The sequence below is a fragment of the Occallatibacter sp. genome (assembly GCF_049802275.1).
GTDB lineage: Bacteria > Acidobacteriota > Terriglobia > Terriglobales > Acidobacteriaceae > Telmatobacter.
Genome location: NZ_JBARMD010000460.1, coordinates 1 through 12,726, shown reverse-complemented (window position 1 = coordinate 12,726; position 12,726 = coordinate 1). Strand labels below are relative to the sequence as shown.

12 protein-coding genes are annotated in these 12,726 nt (G+C 57.4%); 5 read left to right on the top strand and 7 right to left on the bottom strand.

Annotation, left to right across the window (positions count from 1 at the left end):
- The coding region (gene hslU, locus WA354_RS15955; RefSeq protein ID WP_472814012.1) for an ATP-dependent protease ATPase subunit HslU at window positions 1–1,253 on the top strand (1,253 nt) is incomplete at its 5' end.
- A 174-nt stretch (window positions 1,254–1,427) separates the two neighbouring features.
- Here hslU and WA354_RS15950 read toward each other — a convergent pair.
- Window positions 1,428–1,865 (bottom strand): hypothetical protein, encoded by a 438-nt coding sequence (locus WA354_RS15950; protein ID WP_472814011.1) that lies wholly within the window; start codon window positions 1,863–1,865, stop codon window positions 1,428–1,430.
- Between the two features lie 305 nt (window positions 1,866–2,170).
- Between WA354_RS15950 and WA354_RS15945 the strand changes: the two genes are divergently transcribed.
- Both WA354_RS15945 and WA354_RS15940 read left to right on the top strand, forming a co-directional pair.
- Window positions 2,171–3,265, top strand: coding sequence for a hypothetical protein (locus WA354_RS15945; RefSeq protein ID WP_472814010.1), 1,095 nt, complete (start codon window positions 2,171–2,173; stop codon window positions 3,263–3,265).
- 265 nt (window positions 3,266–3,530) lie between these two features.
- The gene (locus WA354_RS15940) at window positions 3,531–3,896 is read left to right on the top strand and encodes a VOC family protein (protein WP_472814009.1); all 366 of its coding nucleotides are present in this window, start codon (window positions 3,531–3,533) and stop codon (window positions 3,894–3,896) included.
- Window positions 3,897–3,973: 77 nt separating this feature from the next.
- Here WA354_RS15940 and WA354_RS15935 read toward each other — a convergent pair whose 3' ends face one another.
- Entirely contained in the window at window positions 3,974–4,513 is a 540-nt protein-coding gene (locus tag WA354_RS15935) for a hypothetical protein (RefSeq protein ID WP_472814008.1), read from the bottom strand.
- 295 nt (window positions 4,514–4,808) lie between these two features.
- Window positions 4,809–5,336, bottom strand: coding sequence for a hypothetical protein (locus WA354_RS15930; protein ID WP_472814007.1), 528 nt, complete (start codon window positions 5,334–5,336; stop codon window positions 4,809–4,811).
- Window positions 5,337–5,800: 464 nt separating this feature from the next.
- Between WA354_RS15930 and WA354_RS15925 the strand changes: the two genes are divergently transcribed.
- Together WA354_RS15925 and WA354_RS15920 are read left to right on the top strand one after the other, a co-directional pair.
- A complete protein-coding gene (locus tag WA354_RS15925) occupies window positions 5,801–6,907 on the top strand; it encodes a hypothetical protein (protein ID WP_472814006.1) in 1,107 nt (368 codons plus the stop codon).
- Window positions 6,908–7,076: 169 nt separating this feature from the next.
- A complete protein-coding gene (locus WA354_RS15920; RefSeq protein ID WP_472814005.1) occupies window positions 7,077–8,606 on the top strand; it encodes an alpha-amylase family glycosyl hydrolase in 1,530 nt (509 codons plus the stop codon).
- Window positions 8,607–8,833: 227 nt separating this feature from the next.
- On the opposite strand, the gene WA354_RS15915 is transcribed toward WA354_RS15920, so the two are convergent.
- From WA354_RS15915 to WA354_RS15900, 4 genes are all read right to left on the bottom strand, one after another.
- Window positions 8,834–9,835, bottom strand: coding sequence for a transaldolase (locus tag WA354_RS15915; RefSeq protein ID WP_472814004.1), 1,002 nt, complete (start codon window positions 9,833–9,835; stop codon window positions 8,834–8,836).
- A gap of 94 nt (window positions 9,836–9,929) precedes the next feature.
- Window positions 9,930–10,778: a fumarylacetoacetate hydrolase family protein gene (locus WA354_RS15910; protein ID WP_472814003.1), complete on the bottom strand. Its 849-nt coding sequence runs from the start codon at window positions 10,776–10,778 to the stop codon at window positions 9,930–9,932.
- A gap of 17 nt (window positions 10,779–10,795) precedes the next feature.
- Window positions 10,796–11,884, bottom strand: a complete 1,089-nt coding sequence (locus WA354_RS15905) for a fibronectin type III domain-containing protein (RefSeq protein WP_472814002.1) — start codon at window positions 11,882–11,884, stop codon at window positions 10,796–10,798.
- 633 nt (window positions 11,885–12,517) lie between these two features.
- The coding region (locus WA354_RS15900) for a CGNR zinc finger domain-containing protein (RefSeq protein WP_472814001.1) at window positions 12,518–12,726 on the bottom strand (209 nt) is incomplete at its 5' end.

Sequence of the window (12,726 nt, the reverse complement as noted above, 5' to 3'; positions counted from 1 at the left end):
GTCTTGCCAAGCTCACCAATTCGCCGTTCCTGAAAGTCGAAGCCTCCAAATTCACCGAGGTTGGCTACGTAGGCCGCGACGTCGAATCCATGATCCGCGACCTGGTCGAGATCGCCATTGATATGGTGCGCGAAGAGCGTCTCGAGGAAGTAGAAGACAAGGCGGAGATGAACGCCGAAGAACGCCTTCTCGATATTCTGCTGCCTCCGCCCCCGTCCACGCCGCAATCGCATGAGGGGCAACTCACGCTCCCCGGCGACGACAGCTATCAGCGCTCGCGTGAAAAACTCCGTCAGCAATTCCGCGAAGGCAAGCTCGACGATCGCACCGTTGAACTCGATGTGCGCGAACGCAATTCGCCACAGTTCGGCATCATCTCCAACCAGAACCTCGAAGACATGGAGATGAACCTCAAAGACATGCTGCCCAACATCTTCGGCGGCGGCTCGAAGAAACGCAAGATGAAGGTCGGCGATGCCTTTGACTACCTCGTGCAGGAAGAAGAAGGCCGCCTCATCGACATGGACCAGGTAAACCGCGCAGCCGTAGAGCGCGTTGAGAACAGCGGCATTGTCTTTTTAGATGAGATCGACAAGATCGCCGGCCGCGAGGGCAGCCACGGTCCCGACGTTTCGCGCGAAGGCGTGCAGCGCGACATTCTCCCCATCGTTGAAGGCACGACCGTGAACACGCGCTATGGCATGGTGCGCACTGATCACATCCTGTTCATCGCCGCCGGCGCATTCCACGTCTCCAAGCCCAGCGACCTCATCCCGGAACTGCAGGGCCGTTTTCCCATTCGCGTCGAACTCAAATCGCTCACCGTCGAAGATTTCCTGCGCATCCTCACTGAGCCCAAGTCTTCGCTCACCAAGCAATACTCAGCCCTGCTTGAGACAGAGGGCGTTCGCCTCGAGTTCGATCCCGAAGCACTGCGCGAAATGGCCGAGTTCGCCTTCAAGGTGAATGAGCAGACTGAAAACATTGGCGCGCGCCGCTTGCATACCATCATGGAACGAGTTCTCGAAGACGTCAGTTACCTTGCGCCCGACGTCGCACGAAATGCCGGTACTCCCGAGCAGGCTGCAGCCCTCACCAAGGACGGCGCCAACGAGACCATCGGCCCACTTCCTTACCACGAGCGGATGACCGCCTCCGGTCCTGAGAAAGTCTTCACCATCTCACCCGAATACGTTCGCCAGATGGTAGCCGCAGTAGTCAAAGACAACGACCTGAGCCGCTACATCCTGTAGGAAGAACTATAGGAAGAATTCACGCACTAGAACGAATCAAGGGTGCCCCATCCAAGGTTCGCTTGGGTGGGAAAGCACGACCCTACTATCCGACACTTCTCCACCTCGGCGATACAAGACCCCGGCCGCTACATCCTCCGATCCAATTCCGCACATCCGGGATCTAGATCTTGATCACTGAAGCCTGAGCGCAAGCACGAGGTCGAAGGTGAGCTTCTTGCCTGCCGGGTAGGGAGCCTTCGGGTTCAACATGATGGGGGAAGTTGTTACGCGGTAAGATCTCCCGTTTGCGAAAATCGAGTTCAACTCGATCTGGCGGCTATGTTGCGCATCACTTGTCACGAGCCCGGCGCCAGTCGCTCCGGCAGGGATGAGGAGCATGCCATCCACCTGCACTGGCTCGGTGAAAGTGACCGTGAAATCCCGTCCCTCATCCATCTTCGCGCTCACTACCTGATCGAGCTGCACCGTCAGTGGCGTCGCGGGGGGAATCGTGATCTTGCTGCCGCGGGTGGGCGCATCCTTTGCAAGTGCGGATCCCTCCTGTGTCGTCGTGCAAACGAAAAGGAGGAGGACGGCAGTTGCACAACAGAGCGTCTGTAAAGTTCTCATCTCGATCTCACTTTCATCCCGAATTGGGTGCGGGCATTGCACTGGAAATCGGCATCGGCCGAGCCGCAGGCCCTATAGGCAAATGGGATCATGCGTTTCGAAAGGATCGCAAGTGACTTAGGTCTGTGCTACCTCTCTTTCGTACTCGGCCCTCCTCTTTCTAACCACGATCAGCGTGCTACCTGCGCATTCCTGCGTCCTCGCTTGAATACTGCCTGGAACAGTGAGACGATGGCGAGCAAGCCGGGGAGGGAATTCAGGTGAAGACATTCAGAAGAAAACCGGGAGGGGGACGAGACCTGTAGATGCAACCGCGCCTTCCATTGTCTGCCCTCCTGTCGCAAGCGCTCGTCGCCTTCACCATCGAATTCGACAACGAATTTGAACATCGTGTGCCGCATCGCACCTCAGACTTCGGCGGATCGCGCCCCGCCCCCTACCTCGTCTCGATGGTTATGTGGCTCATGGTGCTCCGCTATATTCCCGAGCAGGGAATTACCGGCGGCGAGCTGAAGCATCAATGTGGCCTTTCCCAAAAACAGCTTCGTCAACTGCTGGAGCGAATGAGCAAGTGGTGGGGATACGTTTCCATCAAGCCCGTTGCCAATCAGCCCGAGTCCGCATGGATTGTCGGCCCAACCTCCGGCGGCCTCAAAGCCATCGCCGTCTGGCGAGACCTGGCCGCCATCATTGAGCGACGGTGGCACGCGCGCTTCGGCTCCGACACCGTTCGCGATCTCGCCCAGGCTCTCGAAGCGGTGGTAGACCAGCTTGATCCGAATTTGCCGGACTATCTGCCGATCCTCGGTTACGAGTTGAAGAGCGGCGTCCCCGAAGACTTTTCGCCGCCACGTCCCGCTGACAGTGGGCCACGCACGCTGCCGATCCTTCTGTCCAGAGTCCTGCTGTCCTTCGCGATCGAATTCGAAACTGAATCCGATTTCTCCCTTGCCGTGTACGCCAACTTTCTGCGGATCGCCGCCGAACAGAAAGTGCGCGTCAAAGATATCCCTCGCCTTTCAGGAGTTTCAAAAGAAGCCGCCGCTATGGCCCTTGATCGCCTGCAAAAGCAAGGTCTGGCTGAAGTCAAAAACGAATCCTCTTCGAGCCGACTGAAAGTCCTCGCGGTCAATGCCGAAGGCCGAAAGAAGGCCGATGCCTGCCCGAAGCATCTATTCGAGATCGAGACCCGCTGGCAAAAGTTCGGTGCAGGGCACATCACGAGGTTGCGCGCGTCGCTCGAATCCATCATTCAAGCCGAATCCAGCGAAGGTCCCACATTCCTCATGCAAGCCATCGCTCCGTATCCTGAAAACTGGCGCTCACAGGTGCCGCCTCGCGAAGTCCTGCCACACTACCCGATGGTGCTCCACCGGGGCGGCTACCCAGACGGCAGCTGATCACCGTGTCTATCCGCGCCATTCCATTGCAAGACGCCGAATTCCTGTGTTAACTTCTCCTCGTAGCTCGGCAGTCCGCGCAGCTTATATCCAATCAGCGGACTCTACCTGCACTCTCCCGCTTCTGAGGGAATGTGGATGGAGGCGTATCAGAGCACCTGGGAAGGGTGTGCCTGCGCTTCGCATTTGCGTCACCGTTTCCTCGCCTCCACGCATCCCAACCTCGTCAGCGCATTCACGCAGAATGCAAGCATTGGAGAGACGCATGAGCACACCCGCCCAGCACCACGCCATCAACTACATCGAATTCACCACCACCGACATCGCCAGGACCAAGGCCTTTTACGAGCGCGCCTTCAGCTGGAACTTCCAGGACTATGGGCCCGATTACGTCAGCTTCGACCGGGACCACGCGGGCATCGACGGTGGTTTCCGCAAAGGCGAACCCGCACAATCCCAAGCCGATTCCGCACCACTCGTCGTCCTTTACTCTCAGAACCTGAAAGCCACTCAGGACGCGATCATCGCCGCGGGTGGTTCCATCACCGTCCCCACCTTCGACTTCCCAGGCGGCAAGCGCTTTCACTTTTCCGATGGACAGGGAAACGTCCTGGCCGTCTGGTCCGAATAGCGGCTACTCCAAAACAATGCCCCGGCGGCCACACGGCCCCGGGGCATTTGCTGATCACTGATCACTGACCACTGTTTCTAATTCAATTCCGGCGCCGGCAACGCTTTCCGCTTTCTCAATTCCTCGCGAACCAGAGACAGCCCAAGGATGCACCGCTCAAAGCCGTCTGAAAGCCGCGCGAACAGCGGCGCCTCCTTCTCGTACTCGAACATGTTGAACTGGCTCACGATGAAGTAGCTCTCCTTGCCCGCATGGATCAGCTCAGACAAGCTCGGATGTGGCACGCGCCGCCGTCTGCCCGGAACGTTGGCTTCCGGATACATCCCGCCGACAAACAGCGCGTAGTCGCCGATGTATTTGCGCATCGCGCGTTCCGCATCGAACGAGGTTGCGGTACCGTTCACCGGGTCGGCGGCCAGGATCATCGCCTCCAGCTCCTCGATCGGATGCCCCTCGGTATCGCGGACCTGGTAGAGCCTGTCAGTCTGTGAGAATTCGCAGAGAAGGTGCGCTACATATCCAGTCACATCGGGGTCGTGCAATCCCAACTTGCCTTCGTAGCTGTTGCGAACTACCTGCTGAAAGAACGGCTCGAGCGGATGACTCTGGCTTTGCATACAAACCTCCCGTTAAAGCACTTGCGCGCAATCGGCACTGCTTGATGTGCAGTGGCCGGTCAGCTCACGTCGTGCAGCCGGGAATACCAGCCACCACCCTATTTACATGGTATTGACACAGAGAATAATCGAAATGTTGCTACGACTAAAGGTGGAGGCCCAATTTTGTTGGCAGAGTGGAAAGGCAATTGCAAAGCGTGAAAACGTAGATCGTTGACCCCGGGGACCTGTCGTTTGTCCCCGGGGGCACGAACCACCAGACCGCGTATAGTACTGCTTCTTTCTATGATTATGGCTAATGTACTGGTGCTGGCGGATTTATCGTTCGCCACAAATCCCTGCGGGCAATGGCGAGACCAAGAATGCAATGCTCAAATGAGTTGGAGAGCTGCCCATACAATGGAGCCTCCTTTTCGTACTCGAATACATCGAACTGGCTCACGATGTAATAGCTCTCTTTGCCGATACGAATCAATTCGGCCAGCGTGGGCTTGTGCGAAACGCTGTTCGGCTCTGACTCGATCGCCTCCGGGCACATGCCCGCGAGAAAAAGTGCGTAGTCGCCAATGTATTTACGAATCGACCGCTCCGCGATGAATGAGCGCGCGGTGCCCAGAATCGGGTCCGAGGCCCGTACCATCTCATCGAGCTTCTCAATCGGCCGGCCCTTGGCGTCATGCAACCGGAAGAGATTGTTCGCATCCGTGAAGTCGCACAGCATGCGCGAAACGTAGCTGGTGATCTCGGGAGCGAGCCCGAGCCGGCCTTCATAACTATTGCGAACTGCCTCATGGAAGAATGGTTCGAGCTGATGAGATTGCACCTGCATATCTACCCCGGATAAACACAAGGCTCGGAGAGAATATGGCCCGGGATGCAACGTGCGCAGTCCGGAACCACGCCCGGCCATTGCTGGATTTGTATTGCGTTGAAAGAAACTTTAGACGAATTGTAGCACCGGCGATGTGAGGTAAATCACTTCACCAGCCGCTGTACACCCATTAGTAACCAGGTCCCAAACTCTCATCCAAAGCAACCACATCCGATCGGTCGTCGAGGGCCTGCACCGAACGACACCCCATAACCCCAAATCCATGAACAACAGAATTTACGCTCGCATGAGATCCCAATCGTTATCAAAAGTGGTCTTGTCACTGACGCCGTTCTCGAGAGTGGTTAGGATGTTCAGTTCCGGCCGAAAGGATGAAAGTGCGCCACTGCTGCTGTTGCCGACCCGTACCTCGCAAAGAAGCATGCCTCCGCGAAGTATCGAAAGGACGCGGGCCTTTGCTCCGGCAAGCGTTGCTCCTCCTGCTTCTGATTTCAACTGCGTTTCCTGCCTTCGCGGCAAAGCGCGTTTCCGTCGAGCAGTTGGAGGATCAACTGAACGTGGCGCGCCAGAAGTCCGATGGGGAAGTAGCTCGATTGCTATCGGGCTTGGAACTCACGGAACGCGCGTCGGAGTCCAGGACAGCGCAGTGGCTATCAGAATTCTCCGGCGTCCACGCAAGGGAATCTCTAATTGTTCTAACCGACAAATCGAAATTTCTCGATCCTCCCCTGTCTGAAATGGAGCCGCTTCCCGCGCCAGAGCTGAATGAGCAGAAACGAATTCTTTCTCTCGGGATGCAATATGCAAATGAAGTTGCACACAAACTGCCGAATTTTCAGGCGCGAAGAGATACAACCCACTTTGAAGATAACCCGTCGGTAGAAGTTCCGAACTTCGACATGGCGGGCATGGTGGAGCTATCCGACTATCGGCCGATACATGTTGCCGGTAAATCCAATGTCTTAATCACGTATCGCGACGGACAGGAAGAGCTTGGTAAAGAAGCGAAGACAGACAAACACTCCAAACCGGACCGAGATTCGATGAGCACGAATGGAGAGTTTGGACCACTTCTCCTTATCGTGATGGGTGATGCTACGCGAAACAAAGTCGAGTGGAGCTACTGGGAGCGCGCTGCAACCGGCACTTTGGCGATATTCCGCTATAAAGTTCCCAACGGCGCTTCGCACTACCAGATGCGGCTGGAATGCCAGGCGCAGACGCACCAACAGTCATCGGGTTATCACGGAGAAATTGCAATTGATTCAGCAAGCGGCAACATTCTTCGCCTGACTGCCATTACAGAACCAGATCCGCATTGTCGGGTGACCAAGGCCGCAATTGCAGTGGAATACGCACCGACGGTGCTGGGTGGAAATGCCTACGTCTGCCCGTCGAGGAGCGTGTCACTCTCACAGTCTCCTGCCACAACAAGTGTTCCGGGCCAGCAAAACCTCGTCGAACCGATGAAGACCCATCTGAATGATGTTTGGTTTGGCGAGTATAAGGCGTTGGGATCAGATGCGCCCATTGTCGGCATTCATGGTCCGGAAACTCCTTGATCCATCTGGCGACGCGGAACACGCGAGGGGTCCCTCGGCGGGTACTTAGAGGATTTTCCCAGTAGCGCAAAGCCGCGGAGAGGCGTAAACCTGAACAGGCTCTGAAGCTAGAGTTGTTGGTGCCTTACAGGCATCGACATCCGATCTGTGTTTGGGAGCAGAGCTCGCTATGAGTCCAGGTCATGTTCAGAAAATCGAAATCCCGCCCGCGACGTCGGCATGGTGCCCTTATCCCACCTTGTATGAGATCGACACATGGATCTGGCTTACCGATCTAAGCCGGAAATATGCAGCCAGCCTTGACTTGTCTTCCGTTCCGTCAGCCGAGTGGGATGCCATTGCAGACTACGGATTAGATTCGGTCTGGCTCATGGGAGTCTGGGAACGAAGCCCTGGGGGCATTGCGATCGCCAATCAGAACAAGAATCTCGTCGAAGATTTTCGTCGAGCTCTGCCCGACTTCAAGCCGGAAGACAACGTTGGGTCTCCCTACTGCGTTCGACGCTACGTGGTCGACGAACACCTCGGCGGTCTCGACGGTCTCGCGACGGCCCGGCGCGAGCTCGCGAAGCGAGGCATGAAGCTGATTCTGGATTTCGTGCCGAACCATGTAGCACCCGATCATCCCTGGGTCACAGAACACCCGGAGTACTTCATCCACGGCACCAATGAGGACGCCAGAGACGCGTCGGGATCCTACATCGAGATTCAGGGATGCAGTTTCGCATGCGGACGCGACCCTTACTTCCCCGCATGGCCAGACGTTCTCCAGCTGAATGCCTTCGATCCGGGTCTCCGCCGGGCCGTAATTGAAACCATCTCGTGCATTGCCCAGCAGTGCGATGGCATCCGCTGCGACATGGCGATGCTGCTCCTGAATGTCATATTCGAAAGCACGTGGGGCGGCCGCGCCGGACCGCATCCCTCAACCGAATATTGGGTCGACGTGATTTCTGCCATCAAGGCCGGAAATCCGGGATTCATCTTTATCGCAGAAGCCTATTGGGATATGGAATGGGAACTCCAGCAGCACGGCTTCGATTTTTGCTACGACAAGAAACTCTACGATCGGTTGGAACACAGCAATGCTGAGAATACCCGCCTTCATCTGTGTGCCGATCTTGCGTACCAGGCGAAACTGCTGCGCTTCATCGAGAACCACGACGAGCCCCGAGCCGCCGCCACGTTCACACCCGCCAAGGAACGAGCCGCTGCGATAATAACTGCCACCCTGCCGGGGATGAAGCTGTTCCATGAGGGCCAGTTCGAGGGTCGCAAGATAAAGCTGCCCGTGTTTCTAGGCAGACGTCCGGATGAGCCGATCGATGACGATCTGCGCGGGTTCTACCGGAAACTTCTGCAGGCAGTCAATCTCAAAACCTTCCGTGAAGGCCAATGGAGCCTCTGCGACCGAAGTGGTTGGCCCGATAACTCGAGCTTTCAGAATCTGCTGGCCTGGAGTTGGGCGCACCATGACGAGCGATACCTCATCGTAATCAATTTCAGCGACTCTCCCGCGCAAGCCCAGGTTCAAGTGCCGTGGGCTGATGCCAATGGCGGAAAGTGGCAGTTGAGCGACGTCTTATCCGGCGCGACCTACGAACGTGATGCAAGTGAAATCCGGTTCCACGGCCTCTACGTGGGACTGGCACCCTGGAACTGTCACTTCTTCCAATGCCTGCGGGTTGGCAATAACTAGAATCGACCCGCACAGAAATCAATCGCCGAGTTGAAGGGGGCAAAAAGGGCAGCCGTGACGGCTGCCCTTGGGAATCCCGTTAGAAATTCAAACTGGCACAGCAACTTGCGGAAACTCATTTCCAAACGGGTTTGTATCAGGGCATGACTTCAGTCATGCCGCAAGTTGCGCAATGCCACCGTCGGCTTTAGCCGCTGAGGAGAATTCTTCACCGCTTTTCCCCCCTCTTACACCGCCGCAGGAGCCCGCGACTCCAGCTCTGCAAGCCGCTTAGCCAGCAGCTTCTCCAGGTTCACCAGCGCAGCTGAGAAGCCATCGATGCCTTCCTTCAGCTTGTCTGTCGCCATGCGATCTTCGGCATGCATCTTCTTGAAGGCAGCCTTGTCCACAATGATGCGCTCGATTTGCATCGACTTGGCGTTTGCCGGATCAAGCTTGCGCGGCAGGTCGCCCACGGTCTTCTCCAACTCGGCAAGCAGTTGCGGCGATATCGTCAGCAGATCGCATCCGGCCAGCTCTTCGATCTCGCCGATATTGCGGAAGCTTGCGCCCATCACCTGCGTCTTGTAGCCGAACTTCTTGTAGTAGTTGTAAATCTTCGTGACCGACTGCACGCCGGGATCATCCGCGCCCTGGTAGTCCTTGCCGGTGTCCTTCTTGTACCAGTCCAGAATGCGGCCCACGAACGGCGACACCAGCGTCACTCCCGCTTCGGCGGCGGCAACCGCCTGGTGGATGCCGAACAGCAGCGTCAGGTTGCAGTGGATGCCTTCTTTCTCCAGCACCTCCGCCGCTTGAATGCCTTCCCACGTCGATGCAATCTTGATCAGCACATGATCTCGGCCGATCTTTGCTTTGTCATATTGCGCAATAATGCTGCGCGCCTGTGCGATGGTGGCTTCTGTGTCATAGGAGAGGCGAGCATCGACTTCCGTCGAAACACGACCCGGCACAATTGCCAGGATCTTCTTGCCGAATGCAACAGCGAGACCCTGAAAGGCCAGGTTGGCGACATCCTTGTCGCTCGCGTTTTCGCCCAGTTCCTTTTTGGCGTCCATGATCACGCTGTCAACGATCGGCTGATATTGCGGCATTTGCGCCGCAGTCGTAATCAGCGAAGGGTTCGTGGTTGCATCCGTGGGGCGAAACTTCTCCATCGAGTCGATATCGCCGGTGTCAGCAACAACCGTCGTGTACGTACGCAGCTGTTCTAGCAGATTTTGTGGCATTTTTCCTCCAGGGAAGGGGCCCCGGCGCGTTCGCGCCCGGCTCCAGTGTACCGCTCTTCTTTGATTCCAAGGTTGCGTCCGGGTTGCATCCGATTCAAGCAGGATTCGGCGCCGCTGCAAAGATGTTCGACAGCACGCCAAGTCCGGCGATTTCAATATCTACCTGGTCGCCCGGAACCACCGGCCCAACCCCGGCCGGCGTTCCCGTCAGTAGTAGATCCCCGGGCTCAAGCGTAATAGCAGCAGTGATATACGTCAGCAGTTTCGGTATCGAAAAAATGAAATCTACAGTTGACCCATGCTGCCGTAAGTCTCCGTTCACGCGCGTTTCGAGAGTGAGTCCTTTTTCGGGATCGACCTCATTGCTCACCACCGGCCCCACCGCACAAAACGTATCGAATCCCTTGGCACGCGTCCACTGCCCATCCTTCTTCTGCAGATCCCGCGCCGTCACGTCATTGGCGATTGTGTAGCCGCGAACATAGCTGCGCCAGTCCGCATCGGCCGCGAGCTTGCTTGCTCGACGTCCGATCACCAACGCCAGCTCTCCTTCAAAATCCACGCGTTCCGCCTGGGGCGGCATCAGCACCGTGCCCTTATGCGCAAGAAGAGAAGAAGGCGGTTTGAAAAACAGCAGCGGCTCAAGCGGAACTTCGTTCCCCAACTCCTTGGCATGATCGCGATAATTCCGGCCCACGCAGATAATTTTCGATGGAGTCACCGGGGCCAGGAGTTCTGCTTCGGCGAGCGGCATGGGCTCAAAATCAAATCCCGCCGGATCGGTGACCAGCTCCTTTGCCGCCAAGGCCCGTGCGTGAGCCAGGTGGAACGCCAGATCTTCTTCGGGCGCCGCAATGAGATCCACAATCCACGCCTCGCCTCCGCGTTCCTCAACCGACCCGTACATAACCTGATTCTCAAAACGAAATCGGCAGTACCTCATCGCTATCTCCTCGTGCCTTACGGCTGCGGAACCATATCGTGCGCCTCAGCAGAACGGTCACTTTCGTGTCCATCCTTGCCCACCGCAGTCACTGCATATTGATAAGTATGTCCCGGCTCGACGTGCGCGTCATGAAACGCCGGTTCTATGGCAGGTGTCGCAGGAGAGATCCGCTGCCACGCTCCCCCGCCTTCACGACGATAGACCAGGTAACCCGCCAAATCGGCCTCCGTATCCGGTTGCCAGCTCAGATCGACTGCCGGTCCAGCGCCGTTTTCGCCCGCGGCTGCCACTGCCACCAAGCCCCCGGGCACGTCGGGCGGAAAGATATTCTTCGCCTCCACATCGACGGGCTGAGAGAGGTCGCCCGCCAGTTCCAGAGTCTTCCCATCCACATCCACGCGACGCACCCGCTGCGCGCGATATTCATAGGTCTCGCCAAAGTGAATCGTCTTGTCCATCGCGCGACCCTGCGCCGTACCCTCATTCACCAGCAGCGTTACATTGATCGCCTCAGGCGCCGGAGCCAGTGGCCCCTGCTCCGACTTTGCTGCCGGTGGAGTCAGAAGCTTTCGCTCAAGCTTCACCGGCGCGTTCTCGCCGTCCGCAGTCCAGCTCAGCACCACCCCCTGCTTGCGCACTTCAGCTTTGAGTCCTTCGATCCGCCGGGGAGCCTCCCCCAACAGCACCGTCGCCGCATTCGACAATCCCGCCGAACGGCCCTTCTTGTTGCGCAATTCCACAAAATAACTGACTGGCCGCGCATCACCGCTCGCAAGAGCACCCGGCAATTTATCCGTGAAGTTCCCCGGCTCTCCCGGCGCGACCACCAGGTCTGTCCCGGCCTGGTTGCAATCCCCGGTCCCTTCGCGCCTGCAGATGCGCGCCGCTACATCGGGTTTCAGCATGGTCTTATCAGTATTGCGCTTTGGATTGGTCCAGGTAAGCTCAACCCTGTCGCCTGTCCGTATCGCAGACAGATCTCCCACAGGATCCGCCAGGTTGAGCGACGGAGGCTGTGGAGTACCCGGCGTTCCGCATCCCGAAAGCAATGCGCACCACACAACCGCCAGCGACGCCCAGCCCGTTCGCTCAAACGAAATCATTGCATTCAGTCTAAAGGAGCAAAGCTAAGTTTCACCGGGCAGGACCGCTGTTACAATCGCTGATCGTTCGATGACCGCGCGTGACACCCAAAGAACTCGCTTCCCCCATTGCGTCCGTATTGCGAAGCCGCTGCCCGAGTGACCCAAATCACATGCAGGCGCCGTCACCGGTTACATACTCAAAATGCAGGCACGCTCCCCGGCAGCGAACCAGGCTCTGGCAACGCCGCGGAGCCTTTTGCGCGCAGCAAGCAATCGATTTCTCGCGTTCAGCATGTCCGCAGCTATCGAAGGAGTCACCAGTGCAAGGACGAGACGGACCTCCGCTGATCCACAGCAACCGATACAGCGCAGCTTCTGCTTGCAGGCATTGTGAGGGAATCATTCGGCACGAGCCCTGGTGTTTAACCCAGAACACAAACGTTCATTATGCTTACCAGCTCCTCGCTGACTCAGCCCACCTGAGCGTCGGAGACTGCCTCATCCTGCATGCTTTGGGTGCAGCCTGGACGGCGTAGATCGATTCAAGGCCGACCCAGAGTGAGGGATTCAGGAACAGATTTGGTCGATTAGGAAGACCGCACGGCTGCCATGGCCAGCATGCAGTCATGCCAGTGCCTCTCAACCAATGGTTCAGTCCCGGTGTTGAGCCTTGAATCGCCGCGCCTTCATCCGGTTCCCGCAGATCTTCATATCGCACCAGCGCCGCGTGTGGTTCTTGCTGGTATCGAGAAAGAGCCACCGGCACTCGTCATTGCCGCACTCGCGCAGCATCTGCATCTGGTCTGATGTGACCAACGGTCCGGCGCTCAAAGCAAGAAGCCAAAACGGCGTCGCAGGGG

Coding starts and splice junctions, on each gene's coding strand:
- WA354_RS15950 (WP_472814011.1), bottom strand. CDS start 1,865: ATGAGAACTTTACAGACGCTCTGTTGTGCAACTGCCGTCCTCCTCCTT.
- WA354_RS15945 (WP_472814010.1), top strand. CDS start 2,171: ATGCAACCGCGCCTTCCATTGTCTGCCCTCCTGTCGCAAGCGCTCGTC.
- WA354_RS15940 (WP_472814009.1), top strand. CDS start 3,531: ATGAGCACACCCGCCCAGCACCACGCCATCAACTACATCGAATTCACC.
- WA354_RS15935 (WP_472814008.1), bottom strand. CDS start 4,513: ATGCAAAGCCAGAGTCATCCGCTCGAGCCGTTCTTTCAGCAGGTAGTT.
- WA354_RS15920 (WP_472814005.1), top strand. CDS start 7,077: ATGAGTCCAGGTCATGTTCAGAAAATCGAAATCCCGCCCGCGACGTCG.
- WA354_RS15915 (WP_472814004.1), bottom strand. CDS start 9,835: ATGCCACAAAATCTGCTAGAACAGCTGCGTACGTACACGACGGTTGTT.
- WA354_RS15910 (WP_472814003.1), bottom strand. CDS start 10,778: ATGAGGTACTGCCGATTTCGTTTTGAGAATCAGGTTATGTACGGGTCG.
- WA354_RS15905 (WP_472814002.1), bottom strand. CDS start 11,884: ATGATTTCGTTTGAGCGAACGGGCTGGGCGTCGCTGGCGGTTGTGTGG.